25 protein-coding genes are annotated in these 23,106 nt (G+C 67.1%); 12 read left to right on the top strand and 13 right to left on the bottom strand.

Annotated features, from left to right (window positions below; genetic code table 11):
* Nucleotides 1-10 precede the first annotated feature (10 nt).
* On the bottom strand, nucleotides 11-1,522 hold the full coding sequence (locus tag AOZ06_RS28730; RefSeq protein WP_157233303.1) for an FAD-dependent monooxygenase: 1,512 nt from the start codon (nucleotides 1,520-1,522) through the stop codon (nucleotides 11-13).
* Nucleotides 1,523-1,595: 73 nt separating this feature from the next.
* Nucleotides 1,596-3,086 carry a monooxygenase gene (locus tag AOZ06_RS28725; protein ID WP_054292252.1) on the bottom strand — a complete coding sequence of 497 codons (1,491 nt, stop codon included), beginning with the start codon at nucleotides 3,084-3,086 and terminating at the stop codon, nucleotides 1,596-1,598.
* A gap of 59 nt (nucleotides 3,087-3,145) precedes the next feature.
* Between AOZ06_RS28725 and AOZ06_RS28720 the strand changes: the two genes are divergently transcribed.
* Nucleotides 3,146-3,859: a TetR/AcrR family transcriptional regulator gene (locus AOZ06_RS28720; RefSeq protein WP_054292251.1), complete on the top strand. Its 714-nt coding sequence runs from the start codon at nucleotides 3,146-3,148 to the stop codon at nucleotides 3,857-3,859.
* Between the two features lie 31 nt (nucleotides 3,860-3,890).
* On the opposite strand, the gene AOZ06_RS28715 is transcribed toward AOZ06_RS28720, so the two are convergent.
* Nucleotides 3,891-4,298, bottom strand: coding sequence for a hypothetical protein (locus tag AOZ06_RS28715; protein ID WP_054292250.1), 408 nt, complete (start codon nucleotides 4,296-4,298; stop codon nucleotides 3,891-3,893).
* 354 nt (nucleotides 4,299-4,652) lie between these two features.
* On the opposite strand from AOZ06_RS28715, the gene AOZ06_RS28710 reads away from it, so the two are divergent.
* Entirely contained in the window at nucleotides 4,653-5,339 is a 687-nt protein-coding gene (locus AOZ06_RS28710) for a hypothetical protein (protein WP_157233302.1), read from the top strand.
* Nucleotides 5,340-5,355: 16 nt separating this feature from the next.
* Here AOZ06_RS28710 and AOZ06_RS28705 read toward each other — a convergent pair whose 3' ends face one another.
* Nucleotides 5,356-5,961 (bottom strand): TetR/AcrR family transcriptional regulator, encoded by a 606-nt coding sequence (locus AOZ06_RS28705; protein WP_054292248.1) that lies wholly within the window; start codon nucleotides 5,959-5,961, stop codon nucleotides 5,356-5,358.
* Between the two features lie 86 nt (nucleotides 5,962-6,047).
* On the opposite strand from AOZ06_RS28705, the gene AOZ06_RS28700 reads away from it, so the two are divergent.
* A complete protein-coding gene (locus tag AOZ06_RS28700) occupies nucleotides 6,048-7,655 on the top strand; it encodes a GMC family oxidoreductase (protein ID WP_063810125.1) in 1,608 nt (535 codons plus the stop codon).
* 26 nt (nucleotides 7,656-7,681) lie between these two features.
* Entirely contained in the window at nucleotides 7,682-8,317 is a 636-nt protein-coding gene (locus tag AOZ06_RS28695) for a response regulator transcription factor (protein WP_236951775.1), read from the top strand.
* An 11-nt stretch (nucleotides 8,318-8,328) separates the two neighbouring features.
* Here AOZ06_RS28695 and AOZ06_RS28690 read toward each other — a convergent pair whose 3' ends face one another.
* Both AOZ06_RS28690 and AOZ06_RS28685 read right to left on the bottom strand, forming a co-directional pair.
* Nucleotides 8,329-8,859, bottom strand: a complete 531-nt coding sequence (locus AOZ06_RS28690; RefSeq protein ID WP_236952457.1) for a helix-turn-helix transcriptional regulator — start codon at nucleotides 8,857-8,859, stop codon at nucleotides 8,329-8,331.
* A gap of 245 nt (nucleotides 8,860-9,104) precedes the next feature.
* Nucleotides 9,105-9,398, bottom strand: a complete 294-nt coding sequence (locus AOZ06_RS28685) for a hypothetical protein (protein WP_054292244.1) — start codon at nucleotides 9,396-9,398, stop codon at nucleotides 9,105-9,107.
* A 238-nt stretch (nucleotides 9,399-9,636) separates the two neighbouring features.
* Here AOZ06_RS28685 and AOZ06_RS28680 point away from each other — a divergent pair, with 238 nt between their 5' ends.
* The 3 genes from AOZ06_RS28680 to AOZ06_RS28670 all read left to right on the top strand — a co-directional run bounded on the left by AOZ06_RS28680 (nucleotide 9,637) and on the right by AOZ06_RS28670 (nucleotide 12,620).
* Entirely contained in the window at nucleotides 9,637-10,578 is a 942-nt protein-coding gene (locus tag AOZ06_RS28680) for an NAD(P)/FAD-dependent oxidoreductase (RefSeq protein WP_054292243.1), read from the top strand.
* A 135-nt stretch (nucleotides 10,579-10,713) separates the two neighbouring features.
* Complete coding sequence (locus tag AOZ06_RS28675) at nucleotides 10,714-11,973, top strand: sensor histidine kinase (RefSeq protein ID WP_054292242.1); 1,260 nt, start codon at nucleotides 10,714-10,716, stop codon at nucleotides 11,971-11,973.
* Entirely contained in the window at nucleotides 11,961-12,620 is a 660-nt protein-coding gene (locus AOZ06_RS28670) for a response regulator (RefSeq protein WP_054292241.1), read from the top strand. Before AOZ06_RS28675 ends, AOZ06_RS28670 begins: the two co-directional genes overlap by 13 nt.
* A 98-nt stretch (nucleotides 12,621-12,718) precedes the next feature.
* Here AOZ06_RS28670 and AOZ06_RS58005 read toward each other — a convergent pair whose 3' ends face one another.
* A complete protein-coding gene (locus AOZ06_RS58005; protein ID WP_169798822.1) occupies nucleotides 12,719-12,967 on the bottom strand; it encodes a site-specific integrase in 249 nt (82 codons plus the stop codon).
* A gap of 24 nt (nucleotides 12,968-12,991) precedes the next feature.
* Between AOZ06_RS58005 and AOZ06_RS28665 the strand changes: the two genes are divergently transcribed.
* From AOZ06_RS28665 to AOZ06_RS28650, 3 genes are all read left to right on the top strand, one after another.
* Nucleotides 12,992-13,579, top strand: a complete 588-nt coding sequence (locus tag AOZ06_RS28665; protein ID WP_054292240.1) for a PfkB family carbohydrate kinase — start codon at nucleotides 12,992-12,994, stop codon at nucleotides 13,577-13,579.
* Entirely contained in the window at nucleotides 13,576-14,454 is an 879-nt protein-coding gene (locus AOZ06_RS28660; RefSeq protein WP_054292239.1) for a hypothetical protein, read from the top strand. Before AOZ06_RS28665 ends, AOZ06_RS28660 begins: the two co-directional genes overlap by 4 nt.
* A 441-nt stretch (nucleotides 14,455-14,895) precedes the next feature.
* Entirely contained in the window at nucleotides 14,896-15,465 is a 570-nt protein-coding gene (locus AOZ06_RS28650) for an HpcH/HpaI aldolase/citrate lyase family protein (protein ID WP_083471999.1), read from the top strand.
* Between the two features lie 502 nt (nucleotides 15,466-15,967).
* Here the strand turns inward: AOZ06_RS28650 and AOZ06_RS28645 are convergent.
* Nucleotides 15,968-17,029, bottom strand: coding sequence for an IS3 family transposase (locus AOZ06_RS28645; protein WP_157233300.1), 1,062 nt, complete (start codon nucleotides 17,027-17,029; stop codon nucleotides 15,968-15,970).
* Between the two features lie 294 nt (nucleotides 17,030-17,323).
* Between AOZ06_RS28645 and AOZ06_RS28635 the strand changes: the two genes are divergently transcribed.
* Nucleotides 17,324-18,088: a S1 family peptidase gene (locus AOZ06_RS28635; protein ID WP_054292236.1), complete on the top strand. Its 765-nt coding sequence runs from the start codon at nucleotides 17,324-17,326 to the stop codon at nucleotides 18,086-18,088.
* A 181-nt stretch (nucleotides 18,089-18,269) separates the two neighbouring features.
* Nucleotides 18,270-19,655 (top strand): recombinase family protein, encoded by a 1,386-nt coding sequence (locus AOZ06_RS28630; protein WP_236951774.1) that lies wholly within the window; start codon nucleotides 18,270-18,272, stop codon nucleotides 19,653-19,655.
* 403 nt (nucleotides 19,656-20,058) lie between these two features.
* On the opposite strand, the gene AOZ06_RS28625 is transcribed toward AOZ06_RS28630, so the two are convergent.
* From AOZ06_RS28625 to AOZ06_RS28605, 5 genes are read right to left on the bottom strand one after another with little or no spacing between them, the layout of a single operon-like run.
* Nucleotides 20,059-20,406 (bottom strand): hypothetical protein, encoded by a 348-nt coding sequence (locus AOZ06_RS28625; protein WP_054292235.1) that lies wholly within the window; start codon nucleotides 20,404-20,406, stop codon nucleotides 20,059-20,061.
* Nucleotides 20,407-20,411: 5 nt separating this feature from the next.
* Nucleotides 20,412-21,209: a hypothetical protein gene (locus tag AOZ06_RS28620; protein ID WP_054292234.1), complete on the bottom strand. Its 798-nt coding sequence runs from the start codon at nucleotides 21,207-21,209 to the stop codon at nucleotides 20,412-20,414.
* A gap of 4 nt (nucleotides 21,210-21,213) precedes the next feature.
* The gene (locus AOZ06_RS28615) at nucleotides 21,214-21,912 is read right to left on the bottom strand and encodes a WXG100 family type VII secretion target (RefSeq protein WP_054292233.1); all 699 of its coding nucleotides are present in this window, start codon (nucleotides 21,910-21,912) and stop codon (nucleotides 21,214-21,216) included.
* Nucleotides 21,909-22,232 carry a type VII secretion target gene (locus AOZ06_RS28610; protein ID WP_054292232.1) on the bottom strand — a complete coding sequence of 108 codons (324 nt, stop codon included), beginning with the start codon at nucleotides 22,230-22,232 and terminating at the stop codon, nucleotides 21,909-21,911. The genes AOZ06_RS28615 and AOZ06_RS28610 overlap by 4 nt, the downstream gene beginning before the upstream one ends.
* Before the next feature lie 6 nt (nucleotides 22,233-22,238).
* The gene (locus tag AOZ06_RS28605; protein WP_236951773.1) at nucleotides 22,239-22,742 is read right to left on the bottom strand and encodes a YbaB/EbfC family nucleoid-associated protein; all 504 of its coding nucleotides are present in this window, start codon (nucleotides 22,740-22,742) and stop codon (nucleotides 22,239-22,241) included.
* Nucleotides 22,743-23,106 lie beyond the last annotated feature (364 nt).

The raw sequence follows: 23,106 nt of genomic DNA, 5'->3' as shown, positions 1-23,106 counted from the left end.
CAACGAGGTGCTACTGCGAGGAGCGCTCGAACCACTTGTCCAGCCAGGACGCGAGCGTGGCCGTCGACCCGGCCGCGCCCAGGTAGCCGTCCGGCCGCACCAGCATCGCCGTGCCTTTCGTCAGCAGGCCCGGCTGCGGCGCCAGTACGTGGTCGGTGAAAAGGTGCCGCCAGGGAGCCAGCTCCGGCTGAGGTCCGGTGGTCAGGAGCGTGAGCCGGTCGGTGTCCAGCAGGTCGTGCAGCCGCGTCTGGTTACCACCCGTGTGGACGGCTACATCCGGCACCCGGTCGCCAGCCCGCAAGGGCCCGGCGCGGCCCGCGCCGTGGGTGATCGCCGTGCCGCGGTAGGTCACCGTAACCTGGCCCACCCAGTCGGAAACCTTGCGGTGCATGATGTTCGGTGACAGCACCAGCGGTAGGACCCGGGTGACCAGCTGGTGCGTGCGACGCTTGCCCGCTGGAACCGCTGTCGCAAGGCGCTCGGTACCGCGCACCATCTTGACCACCACGGGAAGCCGGTCGCTCTGGTAAGTGTCCAGCAGCTCCGGCTTCGCCTGCCCCCGGTACACCATCGCCAGCTTCCAGCACAGGTTCACCATGTCCTGGATGCCCGCGTTCATGCCCTGCCCGGCTGCCGGACTGTGCACGTGTGCCGCGTCTCCGCCCAGCAGCACCGAGCCCGCACGCAAGGCGGACGCGTGCCTGCTGTGAACGCGGAACCGTGAACTCCAGTTCATCCCCCGCAGTTCACACGGGAACGGCAATGTCTGGTCGCACAGCTCTTGCATCCGCGCCAGGTCCGGTGTGCCCTCGTCACCGCCTTCATCGGTCGCCATGATCCGGAACCATTCCCCGCTGATCGGGAAGATGGCGACGAAACCCTTCGGGGACACGAAAAGGGCCTGCTCGTCCCGGCGTAGCGGCCCGTCGGCGAGGACGTCGGCGAGCGCGTACTCGTCCGGCAACGAGCGCCCCTCGAACGACAGGCCCAGCGCGTGCCGCACGCCGCTGTGTGCGCCTTCGGCGCCGATGAGATAGGCCGCGTCCAGCACTTCCTCACCGCGATCGGACTTCAGCACCGCCCGGACCCCTTCCGGCCCCTGGGTGAAGGACAACAGTTCGACCCCGTGCTCGACGTGCACACCCTGGCGCTTCACCTGGTCGCGCAGCAGCTGCTCGGTCTTGGCCTGGTCCAAGAGCAAGACCTGGTTGTACCGGCTGGCCATCTTGTCCAGCCGCAGGGTGATCAACCGACGTCCCCGCCCGTAGAGCGTGGTGCCTGTCACCTTGATCCCCGACTGCAGCAGGTGGTGGCCGACCCCGCGCGGGACCAGCAGTTCCAAGGTACGAGCGTGGATGTCGGTGGCGCGGGACGTACGTGCTGCCTCCGGTGCCTTGTCCACGATCCGCACAGGCACACCGAGGCGGGACAGTTCCATCGCCGCGGTGAGACCGGTGGGCCCGGCGCCGACGACGAGAACAGGTCGGTCCATTGAGTCTGTGGCTTTCCTCGTACCAGTCATCAGGCACCTACCGTGGCGGTGGGATCGGCCTCGCATGTGCGCACGGTTGACGGGTTGTCGCGTTCGATGTGCATCAGATGGACTCCTTGATTCCTGCCCAGGCACGGAGAGCCAGGGCGCGTTCGGTTCGACGGGTGGACACATCGGTGAGCCGGGTGGCCCAGGCGATGTGGCCGTCGGGACGGACGAGGATCTCGGTCACGTCATCGAAATCCGTGCGTTCGCCTGTTGTCTTGGCGGGGACGACCCGGATCCGGTCGCCGTGTTCGGCGGCAGCCGCGTCCCCGGTGAAGTCCAGCAACACGAACTGTCCATCATGGAGTTGCGCGGACAGGCGAGTCCCCGACTCGCCGGTGTGGATCTCGATGTCGGGCATCCGCCTGCCGTTCAGCGGATCGTCCTGCGGGCCAGATGGCGGGTAGCTGATGCCGAGGCCGGAGATCTCGCCGGCCAACTGGCGGTTCACCTGCCCGAAGCGCAGCAACCCGGCCAGCATCTCCCGCAGGGCGGACGCCGGTCGCTGGTACTCGGCGGTTGCCATCAGTTCGATCAGCAATGCCTGTACCTGCGTGTTGTCCGTGATCGTTTGCCCCACTGGGCGGCGTTCGGCGTCATAGGTGTCCAGCAGGCCAGGCGGCGCCCAGCCGTTGACCTCGGCGGCCAGTTTCCACCCGAGGTTCACCGCGTCCTGAAGACCCATGTTGAGCCCCTGTCCCGCTCCGGGAAAGTGGATGTGCGCCGCATCGCCCGCCAGCAGCACCCGGCCGGCCCGGTAGTTCTCGGCAATCCGCGTGGCGTTGCCGAACCGGGACAGCCACGTCGGCTCGGCGATCCCGCAGTCGGTGCCGCACAGGCTGGTCAGCGATTCGCGAAACTCCGACAGAGTCACAGGTTCGTCGGAGGGGACCCGGAGTCGTCCGGGATCCAGCAGCACGATCCGGATCACGCCATCATCGAGTGGAACGACGAGCGCGTCACGCTCTCGGGCGGCGTCGAGCAGAACCGGATCGGTGACCGCGAAGTCACCAAGCATACCGGTCGCTGTCTCGTCCGAACCGGGAAAACCGATACCCGCTGCTCCGCGCACCATGCTCCGCGCTCCGTCGCAGCCGACCACATAGGACGATTGCAGAGTCACAACACCTCGGGGCCCTTGTGCTGTGAGCTCGACCCCGCTGCTGTGCTGCTGAAGCGCGCGGACGTCATGGTCCCTGAGGACGTCGACTCCGAGCTCCCGTACCCAATCCCCCAGGATCCTCTCCGTACGAGCCTGCGGCAGCAACAGGGTGTACGGATGCCGGGTGTCCAGTGCGGCGAAGTCCAGACGGGTGCTCAGCCCCGCGAAATGCCAGTTGGGCACCGTGTGTCCCTGGGCGAGGAACCGGTCGGCGATGCCGCGCTGGTCCATCAGTTCGATGCTGCGTGGGTGCAGCGTCAAAGCCCGCGAGTTCGGCTGTGGCTCGGTCCTCCGCTCCAGGACTTTCACCTGTACGCCGGCCAGCGCCAACTCTGCCGCGAGCATTAGGCCGGTCGGCCCGGCGCCCACGACCAGTACGTCGGTCATCGCTACCTCCCATTTAGTGAACCTTGTTCATTTGAACATTGTTCACTATATTGGCAGCCATGGCCACCTCGTCAACCCCCCAACGCGCGGGACCCGGCCGCGGCCGACCACCACGGCTGGACGCGGCGCGGACAGTCGATGTCGCCTTGGCGCTGTTGGATGAGGCGGGGCTGGACGCGTTGACGATGCGTCGGCTGGCGGACGCGGTGGGTGCGCAGGTTGGGGCGCTCTACCGCTATTTCGCGACCAAACAAGACCTGCTGACCGCGATGGCCGAACGGATGTTGGCCGGATGCGGCGACCCGCTGCCGTCACATGAGAACTGGCCCGGCCAAGTGGCCGAGATGGCGGAGCGAATGCGGAACGCGCTGTTGCGCTACCAGGATGGTGCGCGTGTCTTCGCTGGTACACATGCGGTCGGCGTGAACACGTTGAGTTTCAGCGACACACTCGTCGGGGTCCTGCGGGGAGCCGGCTTCGCCGATGAGGACGCGGCTCGCGCGACGTTCGCGATCGTTTCCTTCGTCATCGGTCACACGCTGGAGGAACAGGCCGCGGACGCGTACCCGCAGGACGGCCCGCTACTCGAATCCGCGCTCGAACCCGGCGCGTTTCCGCATCTCACCGCAGCTCGGCACACTCTGACCAGCGCCGACTTCGGCACACATTTCAGATTCGGCCTGAAGCTGATCATCACCGGCCTGCGCCACCACGAACCGGGACGGCAGGACCTCCACAACGCGACAAGGCTCTCTCGCCGAGAGCAGCGGTGACGTCGAACGCACGGACTGCCGAAGTCGGAAGTCATCGGGTCGTGATCAAGAAGTACGACAGCCCGCCGAAAAGGCCGCCGCTGGCCACCAGCGGCAACAGGTTCGAGAACAACGGCCGCCACGTACCGCCCGGCCCGACGGTCGTCGCGGATCGAACGGGGTTCCGGCGCCAGTACCGCACGACAACGAAGCTGTTCTCTCCCACCGCCGAGGACGCTTCTTCTTCGAACTGCACCATTCCGTGGCCGTCGACCGGGAACCGGTACACAGCCATCGTGGTCGGGTGGTCCCCGGTTGTCTCACGAAACCGGTACAGGTGGCCGACAGCGCGTTCGCCGCGGAAGATCAGCAGGAGCCGGGAGACGAACCTGGTCACGATGGACCCGAACAAGCACCCACAAGCGAACCACGCGATGAGCACGGCGGTGCAGTCGTTCATCGGCTCGAACGTAACGGGTTCCTGTGAATCGGACGCTGTTCTGGCCATGTCGTACCCCGTAATCGGAGTCGTTCGTGCACACCTTGGCCGGATGTTGAACGCCGATGCCCGTACGGCGTCAGAAGGTGTGTATCGAATCGATTGGGGAGGATCTCAATGGGCAAAGTCGTACGTGACTTGGCCGGTGCCATCGCGCTTGCTGCCATCACTGGGCTTTCCGTGGCGTGTGGTTCCGCGCCGCAGTCACCGGCCGCGCAACCATCGGTATCAAGCGATAACCAGGCGCACAGTGCGCCAAGCAGCACGGGCGCGGCCGTCCAGCCGGACTGCCAGTGGCGTGGGACGCGGAAGTTCGTGCAAATAGTCGGTGGAGCACACGCCAGCGGGCTCGACCATTCGGTGCTCTACCTGCGAGAGGCGGAGAAACGGCCGCTGGGGGAGAGCTTCGAGACGGTGACGCTCGACAAACCGGTGTGCAAGGCCAGAATTCCGCGCAGCTCACCGGTGGTGGGTCTGGACGGCACGCCCAGCACGCCGGAAGCGTTCATCGGCAAGCTGATCGACCTCCCGTCCGGCACCCGTGACGAAGGCTTCGACGTGGCATTCGGTGCCGACGGCGACGTCACGGAAGTGAAGTGGCTGTTCGTGCTGGGAACGCCGTCGGCGGAGAAGGCCGGCGGGAGCTCGTCGGCGATGACCGAGCCGTTCGCGCGGTGCACGTGGCGTGGCCAGAAGAAGTTCGTGCAGGTGCTCGGCTGGGTACGCGCGGGTGACGAGTCTGTCCTTTACCTGCGGGAGGCACGAAAGGAACACCTCGGCGAGAGCTTCGAGACTGTCAGCCTCGAACAGCCGACCTGCCAGGCGGCGATGCGAACGACCGTGCGGATCCATCGCCTCGGCAACCGCCCCAGCACGCTGAACGACTTGATCGACGACTTGGCCGCGCTCAACAACCGGTCGAAGAAGGAGGGCTTCGATGTGACCTTCGACGGCGACGGCACCGTTTCCGAGGTGCACTGGCTGTTCATACCCAGCAAGTAGCCGCCGGGTGAGTTGTTCAGCCCAGCAGGGCGTTGGTGCACTGCCTGAGCAGCCACTGTTGGGCGTCCTGCAGCGACCAGCCGGTGTCCTGGGTGAGGGTGAAGTACCCGGAGTACCCGAAGTAGAACCACAGCACGTCTGCTGCCTGCTGGACGTCGACGCTGTCATGAAGCGCGCCGAGAGCGTCCAGGTGTTGCGCCACGGCGGTCAGGGTGCGGCGGTAGCGCTCCGTCGAGGAGCGCAGGCCTTCGGCGGCCGTCTCGTCGTGCGGTGCCGCAGCCAGCAGCACGCGCATGACGTCGCCGTGGTCTTCGCGGACCGAACGGCTTGAGGAGGCCACCAGACCAAGGACTTCGTGGGGGTCGGTCAAACTGGGCAGCCGGTCGAGGCTTTGCTTGAGAATCGGCGCGTTCGCCCATTCGTCGACCAGGATCCGCAGCAGCCCCTGCTTGCCACCCGCGGCGTAGACCGTACCGGGTGCCACCCGTGCCACCTTGGCGATCTCGTCGACCTTGGTGCCGAAGTACCCGTTGTGTGCGAACAGGGTGCGGGCCGCGTCGATGATCGCCTTGCGTGTCAGCTCCGCGTAGTCGGCCCGGCGGCCCCCAGTACGAGAAATCATTGGTCACCAACCTATCACTGTCATTTGAACATAGACTGAGTATGTTCACTTGAGTTAGACTCATCTGAGTTGAGGGGGGCTCGCCAATGTCGTGGGACACGGCTTCGGGTAGTGGCGGTGCGCCGCCCTCCGAGGCGGATTTCATCGTTGTCGGTGCGGGCGCGGCTGGATGTGTGCTGGCAGTCCGGTTGAGCGAAGATCCCGGCTGTCATGTCGTCCTGCTGGAAGCCGGTCGGACGACGGGCGCGGAACCCGCGGCCAGAACGCCGGGCAACGCCTTCCAATTGCTGTCGGGCCCCACGTCGTGGTCGGACGTGACCACGCCGCAGCGTGCGCTGGGCGGGCGTCGGATCGGCCTGGCGCAGGGACGCGGACTGGGGGGCGGCAGCAGCATGAACATGATGGCGTGGTTCCACGGCCGCCCCGAGGACTACGACAACTGGCACGCCCTCGGTGCTGAGGGCTGGGCGTGGAACGATGTGCGGCCTGCTCTGCGGGCCATTGAGGACAACGACCGGGGTGCCGACTCGTGGCACGGCGTCGGCGGTCCGATGGCGATCAGCTCGGTGCGTGACGCCGGTGCCCTGCCGCTCACGTTCGTGGCGGGCGGCGTCGAACACGGCTTGCCGCTGGTCGAGGACTTCAACGGACCGGTCGACGAAGGTGTCGGCCTGATTCAGAGCAACATCCGCGACGGCCGTCGGCACAGCGTCGTGGACGGCTACCTCGCTCCGGCCAACAGCCGGGAGAACCTGCGCGTGGTGACCGGGAGCCAGGTTTCGTCCGTGTTGTTGTGGAAGGGACGCGCGGCCGGGGTCGTCGTCGATGGAACAGAGATCCGGGCCCGTCGTGGCGTGGTGCTGTGTGCCGGTGCGCTGCGCACGCCGCAGTTGCTGATGCTCTCCGGTGTCGGGCCGGCCGCGCATTTGAACGACGTAGGCGTTCCCGTGCGGCACGCCCTGCCAGGAGTGGGTGCGAACCTGCAGGACCACCCGATGATCACGCCGGTCTGGCCGGTCGTCGACGGGAGTCCACTATGGAACACGTTGGGCGACGGCGACATCCGCGACTATCAGCTGCTCAGGCGCGGACCGCTGGCCACGCTCACCCAGGCTGTCGCTGTGCTGCGCAGCGACGCCCGGCGCGCGTCGGTCGACCTCCAGTTCGCGCTGACCCTGCTCGGCATGACCGCGAAGATGACCCTGATCGAGGATCCGGTGGTCACGTGTGCGATCAGCCTGCTCGACCCGGACAGCCGGGGGACGGTGCGGCTGGGTGGTGCGGATCCGGCACTGGCTCCGCTGGTCGACCCCTGTTACCTCGACGCTGACGGTGACCGGATCCGGTTGCGGAGCGGCCTGCTCCGGGCGCGAGACCTGTTCCGCAGTCCGACGCTGGCCAAGGCGACCACCGGAGAGGCACTGGCCCCGCAGGGCTGGTCCGACCACGAAGTGGACACCTGGATCGACGGCAACGCAGGAAGTGAATGGCACCCCGTCGGAACCTGCCGGATGGGCCGGGACGCACGTGCCGTCGTTGACCCCGACACCATGGGGGTCCACGGGGTGGAGGCGCTCTTTGTCGCCGACGCGTCGGTGATGCCCGCCATTCCCCGTGGCAATACCCAGGCGCCAACCATCATGGTCGCTGAGAGGGCGGCGCCGCGGATCACCCGCCACGCGTCACGATCGTGAACGGCGAACCACAGAAGGGAAGTACCGTGAGCATCACGAGCGTCGCTGTCGTCACATCCGACTTGCTGCTGCGCAAAGGAGCGAATCTCATGCTCGGCCAGCACGAGGACGTGCGTGTCCTGGCGGCCTCCGAACTCGCCCACGCGGACGTGGTCCTCCTGCTCGAAACCAGGATGACCAAAGGTGCACTGGCGGGGTTGGGGCCGTTGGACCGGGTTGCGGGCAGTGCGGGCCACCGGCCCTGTGTCCTGGTCACCGACCACTTCGACGAGGACGACCTGCTCGCGGCCGTTCTGTTCGGCGTCACCGCGATCATCCCGTTGCGGGAGACCGGCGCGCCGCAACTGCTCAACGCGGTGCACGCCGCCAGGCGCGGGATCGTGTCCTTCCCCGCACACCTGCAACGCAAGCTGTTGACACTCGTGCAGGACGTGGACAGCCAGGTGCTGCGCCCGAACGGACTGACGATGTCGGGGTTGACCGACCGAGAGTGCGACATACTGCGGCTGTTGACCGAAGGGCTCAACACCTGGCAGATCGCGGGGAAGCTCTCCTACTCCGAGCGGACCGTCAAAAACGTGCTGCACAGGGTGATGAAGCGGCAGGGCCTGCGCAACCGCGCACACGCTGCGGCCTACGCGATACGGGCGTGCGTCTGCTGACGGCGTAACGCTCAGATGGCGCCCGTGCGGATGGCGTATGCGACAACTTGCGGACGATTGCGCAGGTCGAGCCGGGTCATGAGACTGGAGATGAGATTCTTGACCGTGCGCACCGAGTAGCTCAGCTCGCCCGCGATCTGAGCCGTGTCGAGTCCGTCAGCCAGCATCCGCATGATGTCGACGTCTCGTGCCGTCAGGGTCGCGGCAGGATCGCCGTGGGGCGACAGCGTCCGGCGCTGGACGTTCTCGACCTGAGCCTGCAAGCGTTCGAGCATGTCCGGGGACGTCACGCCGCCACCCGTCGCCGCAGCGGATACGCTGTGCAGCAGGTCTTCGGTGCTCGCCATTTGCCGCCCCACGATCGCCACAAGGCCGTACTCCACCGCCGTCACCACGTCGGGCAGTGTGTTCTCGTCGATCACCAGGACCACCGGTTTGCGGTGTCCCGCCGCCGATCTGCGCAGGTACGACAGCACATCGCCGTCCAGCCGTTCGGGTGCGAGGACCACGACGTCCGCTTCGGCGACGTGACCGGTTACCACCAAGTCGAACTCGTTACCCGTTTCGATCCCGTCGCGGATACCGGCATGGGTGATCGGATCGGATGCCTCGACGGCTACGCGAATGCGCCGTGATTCGGTTGACCACATTGTTGCCTCTCGCAATGTGCAGGGCGTTGTACAAACTGCCGCGGTGTTTGGCGACCGGCCTGCCACAGCGCTTTCTGGTCTGTAGTTGTGATCGGCTCACTGGTGATTGTGCCCCTCCGTGTTCGGGGCGTGGACCGTCACGGTGTATCCTGCCCGTTTGTGCCCCTCGGCGAGGGCGGGTTCAGGCGAATTCCTCCTTCCTGCACAGTGTTTCGTCGCCGATACCGGTAGTGGTGGACGATCAGGACGGCGGCGCACGCCACCGCGCCGAGTCCAAACGCGACATTGACGAGGACGCTGAGGTCGGCGGTCGACGCGACGACGTTGCCGGACGCGGTGATGATCAGCGCCAGCCACAACAGCGGACGGAAAGCCCCGTTGCCTCGTCCGGGGGTGTCGGAGATATCGTTGGCGCGACTTGATTCGGTCATGCGTGCTCCGTGAATCGAAGGTGCCGGATTTCGACATGACACTACGGCGCGACGACGTCGCTTTGCGATCCTGTGGCCTGCACAGACGAGGTAGAGCAGGCTGTACCACGTGTCGTCCAGCACGGGGGATTGAAGACGTCCGCCGGTGCCAACAACCTGGTAGCCGGCAGAACTTCAGCGGCCGGACCGGGACAGGGAACAATTCGTGCGCGATACGCGCGGTGACAGGTGGCATTGCATGGTCGAACAGCAAAACTCATACGACGTCGTGGTGATCGGGGGAGGCGCCGCTGGTCTGAGCGGAGCGCTGGTGCTGGCCCGGGCGCGTCGTTCGATCGTGGTGATCGACTCGGGATCGCCGCGGTTCACCCCGGCGGCCAACATCCACGGGCTGCTGGCCCAGGACGGGATCACGCCTGCCGAGTGGCTGGAGCGCGGTCGGTCGGACGTGGTGCGGCACGGTGGTCGGATCGCGCATGGCACGGTCGAGGCCGTAACCGGGGGTACCGAGTTCGCGGTGACGCTGGCCGACTACCGGACGATCTTCGCGCGCCGGTTGTTGGTGGCCAGTGGGTTGACCGATGAGCTGCCGGACATTCCCGGCCTGGGCGAGCGGTGGGGCCGGGACGTGCTGCACTGTCCGTACTGCCACGGGTGGGAGGTTCGCGACCAGGCCATCGGAGTACTGGCGACCGGGCCCCTTTCGGCACACCAGGCGTTGTTGTTGCGGCAGTGGAGCGACGACGTCACCTTCTTCTCGCACGGAACACCGTTCTTGTCGGAGGATGACCGTGAGCGGTTCGCGGCGCGGGGGATCCGGGTGGTGGACGGAGACGTGATGTCACTGGAGGTCGTCGACGACAGGCTGGCCGGTGTTCGGTTAGCCGATGGTGCGGTGGTCAGTCGTGAGGCGCTGGTGGTGTCGCCACGCATGGTGGCGCGTGCGCGGTTCCTGTCGGGGCTCGGACTGCATCCGGTGGACCATCCCGCGGGGGCCGGTCAGTACATCCCATCGGATTCGACGGGGCGCACGGAGGTGCCCGGGATCTGGGTGGCGGGCAACGTCACCGATCTGGCCGCGCAGGTTGCCGGTGCCACGGCGGCAGGTGCCGTGGCGGCCGCTCAGATCAACGCCGATCTCGTCGACGAGGAGACACATCTGGCGCTCGTTTCGGGCTGAGCGGGGATCCTTCGGTAGTCTGCCCGTTCGTACCCCTCGGTGAGGGCAGGTTCGTGCGGACTTGAAATCCGGCGGTTGGTTCTCCGCCTCCGGAGGCGTTGTGTCCCCTGTCGTACCGCACACAGGGAGGCATGAATGACGACGCAGAGGGGCGCCCAGCTGCCGCGGAAGCGGGACGTGTGGTCGCGCGTGCGCGACACCGTGGAATCCCTCGAACACCTCGTTGGTGGGCTGGCCACCGGCGTCATGGCGCTCGCGACGCTGTTGTGGCTGGTCGTCACCGCGTTGCTCTGTGTCGTTGGCGTGGGACTCTACTTGGCGCCGACGGCATTGCGGGTGGTTCGGGTGGTCGCTGACCGGGAGCGTGCCCGGCTGTCCCGCTGGGGAGTGGCGATCGTCGACCCCGAGCCGTTACCCGACTCATTGGGCGCTGCCCTGCGGGATCCGGCGGTCCGGCAGGAGCTGCGCTGGATTCTGTGCCACGCGGCAGCCGGGTTCCTGCTCGGCATCGTGGGGGCCACGCTGCCGCTTTATGTGGTCACCGACATTACCTTCCTGCTCTGGTGGCAGTTGCTCCCGCCGGATGCCGCTTCGGACACCCTGGGTCTCGTCCGTGTCCATGACGCCGAGGACGCGCTATGGGTGACGTTGATGGGCATGGGCTGGGGGCTCGTCGTTGTCGCTGTTCTTCCGCTCATGGCGCGTGCGCAGGCGCGGATCGGTCGAGGTTTGCTGTCGCCCGATCCCGGTGCCGATCTGGCGCTCCGCGTCGTCCGGCTGGCGGCGACCCGCGCCGCAGCGCTGGAGGCCCACGCCGCTGAACTCCGGCGGATCGAGCGGTCGCTGCACGACGGGACCCAGAACCGCCTGGTCGCGGTCAGCGTGTTGCTGGGCGCGGCTCGGCGCGCGCTGGCGCGGGATCCGGCGAGCGTCGGCGAGGTGCTCGAACGTGCTCAGTTCGCTGCGGAACAGGCACTCGCGGAACTGCGTGACGTGGTCCGCAGTATCCTGCCCCCGGTGCTGTCCGACCGGAGTCTTCCCAGCGCGCTGACCGCGTTGGTCGCGTCGTGCCCGGTGCCCTGCGTCATCGACGCTGATCTGCCCGAACGATGTGCCGCTTCCGTCGAGGCAACGGCCTATCTCGTGGTCGCCGAGGCGTTGACCAACATCGCCAAGCACAGCGGTGCGCGCAACGCGAGTGTCCAGCTCCGGTACAGCGGTGGGTTGCTCCTCGTGAAGGTAACCGACGACGGCCACGGCGGTGCGGAAGAGGGCAGCGGGTCAGGACTCGTCGGCATCCGCCGCCGCGTCGAGGCGCACGACGGCATGTTCACATTGGACAGCCCCATCGAGGGCCCGACTGTGCTGACTGTGGGGTTGCCGTGCGGATCGTGATCGCCGAGGACGACCTGCTGCTGCGCGAAGGTTTAGCGCTGTTGCTGCGCGCGGAGTCGCTGGACGTCGTCGCCGCAGTGGGACACCCAGACGACTTCCTCGCTGCGGTGGACAAGCACAGGCCCGAGGCGGCCATTGTGGACGTCCGAATGCCACCCACCCACACCGACGAGGGCATCACCGCAGCGGTGGCCGCACGACGTCGTCACCCGGGGTTGGCCGTGTTGGTGCTGTCCGCCTACGTGGAGCAGGCATTCGCGACACAGTTGCTGACCGACGGCGGCTCCCACCTCGGGTATTTGCTGAAAGAACGCGTGGGCAGGGTGACAGAGTTCCTGGACGCACTGCACCGAGTCGCCGGCGGCGGGACCGCGATGGACCCAGAGGTCATCGCGCAACTGTTGACCAGGACCCGGTCGGATACCCGCGTCGACCGGCTCACCGCCAGAGAGCGCGACGTCCTGGCCCTGATGGCCGAGGGCCTCGGCAACAGCGTCATCGCCGAACGGTTGTCCGTCACAGATGGCGCTGTGCACAAGCACATCCGCAGCATTTTCGCCAAACTGGACCTCAGCCCGACCGACCGGGTCGACCGTCGAGTCACAGCGGTCCTGCGGTACCTGGAAGACAGCCGCCACCGTGCCTGAGGTGACGTGCTGCTGTCACGTGCCAGTACTGCGCGGACGGGACCAGGCAGGCATGGCCGTCGATGACGGGGAGAAGAGGAAGGAGTCTGACAGCAGGGTCATTCCGGCGCGTGCGGTGAGTAGTTGTCGGTATTGGTGGTAGGCGATGAGTAGTGCGGTGGTGTTGGGGTGAGGGCGATGTGGCGTCGTTGAGGGCCTTTGGTTTCTTTCTTGATGGGCTGTGCCCCGTCTAGAGGGATGCTGCGGGTGATGTGGAGGACGCGGCGGTTGGAGTGAAAGTCGGTCGAGCGCAGTGCGCAGAGTTCACCGCGGCGGGCGCCGGTGATGATGGCGAGCCAGATCAGCACGCCGAGCCAGAGTATGGGCCAGGCGTGCCGCGCGCCCGCTTCGTCGCACCCGGAGCCAACGCCCGGCTGAAGCTCGGCACCCCACACGTCAAACGGATCGCCGCCGCCGACGTCGTGCTAGCCCAGTTGGAGATCCCCCTTGATGTGGTGCTCGCGGCTGTGCGGGCACGGCGACCCGGCGCGGTCATGGCGCTCAACGCGGCACCGGCGCGTGATCTCCCCGAAGAGATATGGGGCGCGATCGATCTGCTCATTGTCAACGAGCACGAAGCCTCCGACCTCCCACGCACCTCGGGCCCGGCCGCGTCGAAGCTGCTGGAGCGTGTTCCCGCCGTCGTCGTCACCCTCGGGGGAGACGGTTGCGTTGTCGCCGAACGCGGCAGCGAACCCCTGCACATCCCCGGAATTCGTGCGGACGTTGTGGACACCACCGGTGCGGGCGACACGTTCTGCGGTGTTCTCGCCGCGGGTCTCGCCCGGGGGCTCAGTCTTCCCGACGCTGCGCGGCTGGCCTGTGCGGCCGGAGCCCTGGCGGTCACGCGACCGGGTGCTCAGGGCGCCGTCCCGACGGCGGCGGAGGTCGCGGCATTCGCCGGAGGAAAGGCATCATGACCTATACGTTCGACCCGCTCGTTCCACGTCCGATCGACCGGCCCACCGAGGTGCCGCTGACTACCGATGACCTTGTCGCGCTCGACGAGGCGAAGATCTTCGCCGGGCCGCCGGACCCGGTCGACCGGCCCGCATGGCGTGAGCGCCTGCATGTGTGGCGCGAAGACGCCCGGTCTCGCCACGAGTACACGGGAGCCGCGTACGACCGCCCAGCTGCGGCTTGGGCGTCGCGCTGCCACACGGTCGCGCAAGTGTGGCTGTGGGACGAACTGCTCTACTCGTTCGAGCAGGACAAGTTCACGCCCGAACGCTTCCTCGCCGACGCACACGAGCGCTTCGGCGGGCTGGACGCCGTCGTGCTGTGGCACGCGTACCCCGTGATCGGCCTCGACGACCGCAACCAGTGGGACTTCTACCGCGACGTGCCGGGCCTGACCGGCCTTGTCGAGGCACTGCACGACGCGGGGCTGCGCGTGTTCGTCGACTACAACCCGTGGGATGTCGGCACCCGACGCGGCGACGACGACCTGACAGAGCTCGCGTCGCTCGTCGCCGATCTCGGCGCGGACGGGGTTTTCCTCGACACGCTCAAGAAAGCCGAACCGGAGTTCGTCGAGCGGCTGAACGCCGCCCGGCCGGGAATCGTGCTGGAAGGCGAGTCCAAACTGCCGGTCGAACGCCTCGAGGACCACTCGTGTTCGGGGTGTGGGTCGGCTGGTCGCCCCGCGACAGCGCGACCGTGCGACGCATGGTCACCGTCCAGCGTGCCGTCGGCGACCTGCTGCGTGACGGCGTGTGGACGCCGCTGGCCGAGCTCACCGCCGAGGCGGAGGCGGCCGGGGTTTACGCGTCACGCTGGGAACTCGACGGCATGACACTGTGGACAGTCGTGAATCGCGGAGACGAGGACTACCACGGCCCGGTGACACCGCCGCACGATTCGGGAACCTCGTCGACCTGCTCTCGGGCGTGCCCGCGCACGGAATTGCCGCGTTCCTGCACTTCGCGACCTCCGAACCCGAATGGTTTCCTGGCCTTCGCGACACGCTTCGGGACATGCCGCACGACCCGGATGCCCGCTTCCCGCACCGGCTCGCGATCCGTCGGCCGAAGCGGGCCACAACGGGTGAGCCGGAACCGGACGCGGTCATCGTCCCCGCCGGTCCGTACGTGCTCATGGTTCGTTACCGGGCAAGGGAAACCGGGATGTACCAGGGTGCGCCCTATGTGGACGAGTGGAAGCCCCTGCCGCCCAGGTTGCATGATGCGAGGACCCTGCAACGCGACGGCGAACTCACCGCTGCCGTGGCTGGCGAATCCCCAAAGTCGAGTCGCCCGAAGAGATCCACGCGCTCGCGACCGCGCTGCCGGGTCGCGCGTTGCACCCCCTGATCGAGTCGGCGCTGGGGGTCGAGCGGGCGCTGGAGATCGCGACGGCATCGCCGCAGATCGCGTCGCTGGGCCTCGGTGAGGCCGACCTGCGTTCGGACCTGCGGGTGGCCGACGACGCCGGGCTGACCTGGGCGCGGAGCCGGATCATCGTCGCGGCACGCGCCGCGCGCCTGCCGCCGCCCGCCATGTCCGCGTACCCGAACGTGCGGGACCACGAAGGGCTGGCGACGTCCTGCCGGGCAGGCCGCGCACTGGGCTTCCACGGCCGCGCCGCGATCCACCCCGCCCAGTTGGCCACGATCCGCGCCGCGTTCCTGCCGACCGCCCCCGAGATCGAGCGCGCCCGGGAAGTCATGGCGCGGCTGGAGAGCGCGATCACGTCAGGCGTCGGGGCGATCGCCCTCGCGGACGGCACCTTCCTCGACGTCGCGATGGTCGAGCAGGCGCGGGCTGTCCTCGCGCTCGCCGACAGCACGCCCACCCTGTCCTCGTGAGTGGTCGCCGCGGCGACCACCGAGACACTGCCGGCGACGAACCTCGTCGATCCAGGCCGGAAACGGGATCGTGTTCGGTTCGTCGTCGGGAGCCGATCCGGCGGTCAGCGAAGGCGTTCTGCCGCGGGGCTTGCGGTGCGGTGAGGACGGTGCTGCGGCGTGCAGGCTGATGCTGATCGGGTCGAGGGGTGATGATGCCGACCAGGCCGCCATCGATGCCGTTGAGGACGATGTGGGGAGCGGAACGCCGGGTTGGGCTGCCTTGATGGAGATGGTGCTGTACGACCCAGCGCATGGTTGTGCCTCTGCTTGTCGGCGGCGACAGAAGATCGTTTGTAGATCTTGCGCAGACGGCAACGAGGAAATTGCTCTCGAACTCGTTGCCATGACTAGGAATTGACGGTTCGCAAGTGTGAAAGCCCTGTTGTGCATGGGCAGGGCTCCGGATGTCCAACTTTGACACGGTAGGTGAACCGTCACGGGTTTGGGACCGGCTTCGGGGTTAGACCAGCGCCGGTCGGCGTGGTGGTTGTTGAGCGTAGTAGAGGGCTTCGTGTTCGGCTGGGGTGAGGTAGTCCAGTCGGGAGTGCAGGCGGGCGTTGTTGTACCAGTCGACCCATTCCATGACCGCGAACTCGACCTCGGCCAGCGTGGTGAACGGGCTGTGTCGGTTGACGACCTCGGTCTTGAACAACCCGATGATCGACTCCGCCGGAGCGTTGTCATACGCGTCACCCACGGACCCGGTCGATGCCGAGAGTCCCTGCAGAGCAGGGGATTCAGTGAAACGAACCGACGTGTATTGACTCCTGGCATCGGAGTGGAACACCAATCCCGGCTCGATCGGACGCCCGTGGTGATCGCGTCGCCAGACCGCCTCGGTGAGTGCCTTGGACACCAGGCCGGTGGTTTTCGTGCTGGACGCGGTCCAGCCGACGATCGCACGGGAGTAGACGTCGAACACGAACGCCACGTACGCCCACCCGGCCCGGGTGGCCACGTAGGTGAAGTCCGCGACCCACACCTGGTCTGGCCCGGCCGCGGTGAAGTCACGGTTGAGCCGGTCAGAGGCCCGGATCCCGTCCTTGCCGGGGATCGTGGTCCGCGGTCGGCGGCCCCGCGCGACCCCCTGGTGGCCCAGGCCGCGCATGATCCGGTCCACCGTGCAGAACGCCACGTCATGGTCTTGACGGCGCAGGTAGCGGGTCATTTTTCGGCGCCCGTACATCTGTTCCGGCTTCCCGCTGAGATTGCGCAGCACGTTCTCCACGTGAGCGTCAGCGACGTCACGAGATGAGGGTGGCCGGTGGCGGGCCTTGCGGTAGGTCCGGGGCGCGATCTGGATCCTGTGCGCTGTCAGCGCGCTCGTGTGCGGAGCGGAGCCGCTGGAGCGGGGCCGGTTCGAGTTCGACGACCGGTTGCGGGTGCGGCTGGCGTATCGCCGAGGCAACGCGGCGGCGCTGCACCGGGAGCTGGAGGAGCAGGCGCGGGCTGCGAGCGGGCCGGTGCCACCGACGGTGAAGACGCTGCAGCGGGTGATCCTCCGCGTTCTGATGCGTTCCATGTGTTGGATGCGCTCGCCCAGCTCGGTGAAGCTCGATTGGCTGAGTTGATGACAGCGAACGTCCTCGCCCGGCGTTCGGCCCCTCGGCTCAAGACATCCGACCCTGGACACCCGTGGCAAGCATGCGGTTCGGGGCAGGCTGTGGCGATTCGCCGTCGCTTGTTTGAACCGGTCGGGGCGGCATCATGCGGCTTCGTCTATTCGGGCGACACGGCCTCGTCTGTCGGGTGAACTTCCTTGGCCCGGCCAGGAACGCCGCCCAGTGTGGGGTGCACACCTACGAGGAGGTGGCCAGTGCGCCGTTCCCTGTTCGCTACCGTCGCCCTCCTGTTGGCCGTGGCCCACGCCGCTCCCGCGTCCGCCGAGGAGCGCATCATCGGCGGCGAGGCGGCGTTCATCAACGACTTCCCCTTCATGCTGAGCCTCCAGGAGGAGGGTGTGCACGTCTGCGGCGCTGTGATCGTGTCAGAGAAGTACGCGCTCACCACCGCGCACTGCACCCGCAAGGTGGCCGTCGAGGACCTGAGCGTCCGGGTCGGCAGCACGAAGCACGGCACCGGCGGCGCCAAGGTCGAGATCGCCACGGTGGCCGCGCATCCCCTCTTCGACCGTCGCACGGCCGACTTCGACATCGCGGCGCTGCGGTTCAAGACAGACCTGCCGCACAACGTCAACGTCGCCGAGGTGGAGGTCGCGTACCTGCCGCCGGCGGCGGGCGACGAACTCATGGTGGCCGGGTGGGGGGACACGGAACGCGGCGGAGAACTGGCCGCGAGGCTGCGCACCACGACCATTCCGAAGGTGGACTGGGACGAGTGCGCCGGCAAGATCAGGATCACGGCCAGGATAATGTGCGCGGGTCCCTCGGATGGCAGCAAAGGCATATGTCTCGGCGACTCCGGAGGGCCGGGAATCAAAGGGGGGCGCCTCGTCGGCGTGATCTCCTGGTCCCTCGCGAAGTGCATGGACCCACACTTGGAGTCTGCCGGCTACACGGGGTTCGTCGATGTGACGAATAAAGCCGTGCGCGATTGGATCAAGGCCGTGACCAAGGTCTAGCAGGGCCTCCCAGGGCTGTTCTCGCGCTGTTCCCCTGAGTCGGTAGCGCGCCCGAACGTCCGGTTGGACCCGACCCACTGGGTCGCCGCCCCGGCACGTTCGACCCGACCCGCGCGCAGGCCAGGCTCGTCGATTACCGCACCTGCGTTCGCGGCGACCGGCGCCACCAACGCCGCCACTCGTGAGCGTGCTGGGCGGGATGAGCGAGTCGGAGCGTCAGCACGTGCAGGCGCGCGTCCGGGCCGCGATGGACTCGCAGGTCATCAACGAGGGGCGTCACCAGGGTGGCCGGGCGGCGTACGGCTACATGGTGGTTGATGGTGGGCCGCATCCGAACCCGCGCAAGGCGGCGGAGGGTTTCCGGCTGCGGGTGCTGGCGCTCGACGAGTTCGCCGCTGAGGTCGTGCGGCGGATTTTCCGGGAGTACCTGCGGGGGAATGGCGATCGGGCGATTGCGAAGGGGCTGAACGAAGATGGCATCTTGTGTCCGTCGGCGCGGCGGCCGGAGCAGAACCGGCGCCGGCAGGCGGATGGCTGGCAGGGGAGCACGGTCCGGGCGATCCTGGAGAACCCCAAGTACACGGGCTATGCGTTCTTCGGTCGGTGGGCGCGGCAGGAGATGCTGCTCGACCCGGACGACGTCAGCGCCGGGCATGTGATCCGGTTCCGGCGGGCTGCGCCGGACAAGGTGGTGCGGTCGCGGCGACCGGCTCACCCGGCGATTGTGTCCGTTGAGGACTTCACGCGGGTGCAACTCAAGCGGAAGGGCAAGAGCGCAGGCGGACTACCATCCGCCCGGAAGACAGAGCGGACCGGGCGGGCGACCAAGCACACCTACCTGTTCCGAGAGTTGATCCGGTGCAGCGTCTGTAAGCGCAAGATGGAAGGCAGCCCACGCGCACACGGCATGTACTACCGGTGTCCCGCTCGGACACTCGCGCCTGGCTCACCAGCCCTTGTTGACCACCCGCCAACGGTATACGTCCGGGAGGACCCGCTACTTGAAGCCGTCAACGAGTGGCTGGGCGGGCTGTTCCATCCCAAGAATCGGGACCGCACGGTGCGGATGATGGTTGGATCACAGGAGAAGATGACCCCATCGAGTGATCATGACCAGGCGGAGCGTCGGCTCAAGGAGGCGGAGGCCAAGCTCAAGCGGTTCCAGGCGGCCGTAGAGGCGGGGATTGACCCGTTCGCGCTGGTCGAGGTCATCAACCAGGCCCAGGCCGAGAGGGCCGCTGCCAGGGCTGAACTCGACAACGCCCCAGCGCCGGACGACTTCACCGCCGCTGACATCTACGCCCGGCTGGACTCGATGACCGACGTGGCCGAGGTGTTGACCGGCAAGCGGCCGGAGAAGTTGATCGAGCTGTACCAGGATCTTGAGCTGAACCTGTTGTACGACAACGAAAAAGAGGCCGTCGATGCGACGGCCTCTCTGCGTGTGAATAGTGCGTGTGTCCGAGGGGGAGATCAACACCGACTCGCAGCACACCCGCGCAATGCAGGTGTTCATGTGAAAACCGTACCCTCGTTGGAAGATCAAAACAAGCCACAGTGGACGTAGGGTGTTTCTTGGCTGCGTTGGATTTCATGCGCCATGGCCGTGTCATCGTTCCGGCGAACGGGTCCCGGCGTGCCAACCGTGCGGTTGTTGCGGCACACGACGGCGGACAGCTCAGACCAGTGGCGCCGATGCGAAACCGTCAACGGGGCACGGCCTTGGTCTCATCCGCCTGTCCGCATCAAGGGCTCGATGCGTCGATTCAGTGGGCAACCGGGTTACCGCCCGGAGAGCGGTGCCTCCATGCAGCGTATGTGTGGCTGCCTTGCTGCAGCGCGCTGCACGGATCGGCAGACTCCTCGCCAGGTCGCGTGGAGTCTCCGGATGAAATGCGAAGCATTGTATTGCCGACTTGTTGACCTTCTAAACGCCGTGGAGCGTGGTGGCAGTGCCTACCCTGATGGTTTCACCGGTCGGTTGAGTCGAGGACCTCGCGGATGAGGGATGCGAGGTCGGCGAGCCACGCGGCTGCGGCGGCGTCGGAGGTCTCGTCGTCGAGTACCCAGTTGCCGTCGACGGCCACCATGGGGGCGAGTGTGCCAGGCGGCGGCGGATCGGCAAGCAGGGTCTCAATGGCGACGGCCTTGCGGCGTACGGTTTCCCGGTTGATCTCGGCCATTCTGGTCAACTCGGTGCGGACCTCGTCGAGGCCGTCGGAGTCGGCGATGTAGCCGCGCAGGAACGAACGGACCTGCTCCAGCGCTGGTGGCGCGGGCTGGCTCGCTCGGGCACGCAGAATCTCGGGGACCTCCATGGCTATCAGGGTAGCCCGGACGGGAACGCGGTGACGACGAAGTACGACGGCGGGTTGCCGGGAATCAGCCGGAGCCGCACGGTGGCGTAACTCGTCTGCCCGTAATGTGCGGAGCGCGGCCCGGCGCCGTACATGCCTTCGTTGTAGAACCCCTCCCCGGTGCGGTGCCCGGCGTCGAAGGTCGCGGAGTGCTCGCCGTTGAGGGCGAGATCGCTGCGGATCGTGTCCCAGTTGGCCTGGATGTAGTCGTTGACCGTGCGGTTCATGGTCGAGCCGTCCGACCACCGGTACGACCAGTTCTCCGGACGGCCCCATGGTGGGTCACCGTGGATCCGGCCTTCGATGGTCCTGTCGCCGGGTGGGGCGTCGCTCCGATTGAGCGGCACGTCAGGGCCATGCCGCTCGACGGTGTGCGCGCCATCGCGCACATGGGTCGCGTCGTTCTGGTCGAGGTTCAGCCGTGGTGGCTCGTCACCCAGCGCGTGGTATGTGTCAGTAGCCTTGCGGAGGTCCAGTTCGGACTGGGCTGCGTCGGCGCGGTCGGCGGCCTGCTGCGGAGTCTCGCCGGGGCGAGGTGCCGGATCGAGATCTCGATGCAGATCGGCATTGCTGGGATTGGTAGGCTGGTTCCCAGAGTCGCCGCCTGGACGTCCTCGCTGAGCTACCGTGGTGACGCTCTGATACGCGCTGGAGAAGCCGTTGCCCGCGTTGATACCGCCGTGGTGTTGCGCGGACCGTCCGGTCGTGTTGTCACCGGTGTTGCCCCTGTTGCCGTCACCGGGTGTCTTGGGTTTGGGTGTCATCGCGCTACCCGTTGAGCAGCTTGGTCAGGTTGGTCAGGCTGTTGATCAGACCCATCGTGTAGGTGAGGATGCGTCCAGCCCATTTGACCACCGCGGCGGCGATCTGCGCTGCGATTACCGGGATCGTCACCACGAAGATCGCCTCAACCGCCCACACGATCACCCTGGCGACCAGGTCCGCGATCAGATCGCGGACGATTTCGCGGGTCATCTCCACCAGTCCGCCCGCGCCCTCGGTGGCCGCTGCCATCGCCGCCGAGAGCGCGGCCAGCCCGCCGATCGCCTCGACGTTGTTGGCCATCAGACCTCGATAGGCGTCCGCGGCGCCGCCGCGCCATTCGGGCATGTCCTCCTTGACCTGCTTGTCGAGGTCGGCGCTCATCCGGTACAGCTCGTCCGCCATGTTGTTCCACGTCGCCGCGTGGGACCTGACCACGTCCGGCATGCCGGTCAGCTCGTCGAGGACCTCGCGCAGCGGCTCGAAGTACTCCATGGCCCAGCCGAGGCCGTTGGCCAGCAACGCGCTGATCGGGTCCATCACCGTCGACGCGACCTCGAGGCCGAGCGAGGCGCCGGACAGGGCGTCGTCGACCCAGCCCTCGGTCTTGATCGCGTCGGCGAGGCCCTCGATGCTGTCCGCGAGACCGGATCCGGTCCACGCTTCCCGGGAGGACTGGACCGGGGCGATCAGCCCGTCGTTCACGTCGGCACCCCTTCACCCGCCGAGCGGATCTTGTCGGTGTTCGAGCCTTCGACCGTCTCGTAGTGTGACGCGCTGAGGCGCAGTCTGGTCGCGACCAGGTCGAGTGTCTCTTCCAGGTAGGCGACCAGCTCGTCCTGCTTGGCGTGCTTACTCTCCAACACACCGGAGATCCACCCGCACAACAGGCCATACGCCTGGTCGTCCTGCGCGATGTGAGCGCTCGCGGACTTCACGGCGCCGAACCGTTCCCGGATGGCGTCGATGTTGTCGGCGTGGGCTCGTAACTGCGCGACGTCGACATGAAACCTGTCGTCACCCACAGCTTGTCAACGCCTGAGCATGGACTGGACGTCAAAGCCGTCATCGTCATCGCCGGAGCGCTCCGGCGCCTGCCCGCCATGCTGCTGTGGCGCCATGTTCTGGACGATTGCCTGTCCTACAGGCGAGGCAACACCGACGGTGTCGGCGATGATTTCCTGGGACCGCTCGGCCAGCTCGCTCCTCGCCGCACCGAGAGTCTCCATGATCACCTTGGCGACCGCGTCCGGCGTCGTTCGCTGGACCCGGTCGGTCAGCCGCAGATCGACCAACGCACCCGTCGAGTCGATCGTGACCACAGCCAGCCCCGCCGGATCCTGCACGGTGACCCGCACTTCTTGCAGCCGGGCACTCATCGCCTGGGTGTCGGCGGCCAGCTTGTCGATCCGGCCCTTCCAGGCAGCCAGCCGCTCACGGGCACCGTCCGGATCGAGGATGGTGTCGTTCATGTCCCCCAGCTCGCGTCGTGGCGTCAGTCGTCGGAAGCCGAGTCTAGACGGCGGGACATCCATCGTGAGGGAACTTGCCTACTTCCACGAGCGGGAAGGCCGTAAGGGGAAGAATCGATCTTCGTCAGTCCTCACCGCGGTCGGGTGCGCCGCTCACAGCGCGCTCGACGCGAACCATCGGGAATCACCCGCCCGGAGTGCGTCGTCGCATAACAGCGTGTCTCACGTGGCTGCTTTGCGGAGTCACCCGACGCCGGGGTCCATGACGGAAATCATGCCAGAACCAAGCACCATGCTCACCGGCACCGCCTGGCTCACCCCCGACGGCGGCGAACCCGTCCGACTCCCCGTCGGCCACGATTCAGCAGGCGGGGACAGCCTCCTTCTCACTCAGGGGCCAGGCAGGCCAAGCCGATCTCGTTGAACC

It is taken from the genome of Kibdelosporangium phytohabitans, from assembly GCF_001302585.1.
Lineage (GTDB): Bacteria > Actinomycetota > Actinomycetes > Mycobacteriales > Pseudonocardiaceae > Kibdelosporangium > Kibdelosporangium phytohabitans.
The sequence above is the reverse complement of the archived record's forward strand: the minus strand, read 5'-3'. Positions and strand labels throughout refer to the sequence as shown.

Bases quoted from the DNA above. Each gene is read 5' to 3' on its own strand.
- AOZ06_RS28720 (WP_054292251.1), top strand. From the start codon at position 3,146: ATGGCCACCTCGTCAACCCCCCAACGCGCGGGACCCGGCCGCGGCCGA.
- AOZ06_RS28620 (WP_054292234.1), bottom strand. From the start codon at position 21,209: ATGACACCCAAACCCAAGACACCCGGTGACGGCAACAGGGGCAACACC.
- AOZ06_RS28645 (WP_157233300.1), bottom strand. From the start codon at position 17,029: ATGGAACGCATCAGAACGCGGAGGATCACCCGCTGCAGCGTCTTCACC.
- AOZ06_RS28700 (WP_063810125.1), top strand. From the start codon at position 6,048: ATGTCGTGGGACACGGCTTCGGGTAGTGGCGGTGCGCCGCCCTCCGAG.
- AOZ06_RS28730 (WP_157233303.1), bottom strand. From the start codon at position 1,522: ATGACTGGTACGAGGAAAGCCACAGACTCAATGGACCGACCTGTTCTC.
- AOZ06_RS28660 (WP_054292239.1), top strand. From the start codon at position 13,576: ATGACCTATACGTTCGACCCGCTCGTTCCACGTCCGATCGACCGGCCC.
- AOZ06_RS28625 (WP_054292235.1), bottom strand. From the start codon at position 20,406: ATGGAGGTCCCCGAGATTCTGCGTGCCCGAGCGAGCCAGCCCGCGCCA.
- AOZ06_RS28725 (WP_054292252.1), bottom strand. From the start codon at position 3,086: ATGACCGACGTACTGGTCGTGGGCGCCGGGCCGACCGGCCTAATGCTC.
- AOZ06_RS28705 (WP_054292248.1), bottom strand. From the start codon at position 5,961: ATGATTTCTCGTACTGGGGGCCGCCGGGCCGACTACGCGGAGCTGACA.
- AOZ06_RS28715 (WP_054292250.1), bottom strand. From the start codon at position 4,298: ATGAACGACTGCACCGCCGTGCTCATCGCGTGGTTCGCTTGTGGGTGC.
- AOZ06_RS28685 (WP_054292244.1), bottom strand. From the start codon at position 9,398: ATGACCGAATCAAGTCGCGCCAACGATATCTCCGACACCCCCGGACGA.
- AOZ06_RS28680 (WP_054292243.1), top strand. From the start codon at position 9,637: ATGGTCGAACAGCAAAACTCATACGACGTCGTGGTGATCGGGGGAGGC.
- AOZ06_RS28605 (WP_236951773.1), bottom strand. From the start codon at position 22,742: ATGGATGTCCCGCCGTCTAGACTCGGCTTCCGACGACTGACGCCACGA.
- AOZ06_RS28675 (WP_054292242.1), top strand. From the start codon at position 10,714: ATGACGACGCAGAGGGGCGCCCAGCTGCCGCGGAAGCGGGACGTGTGG.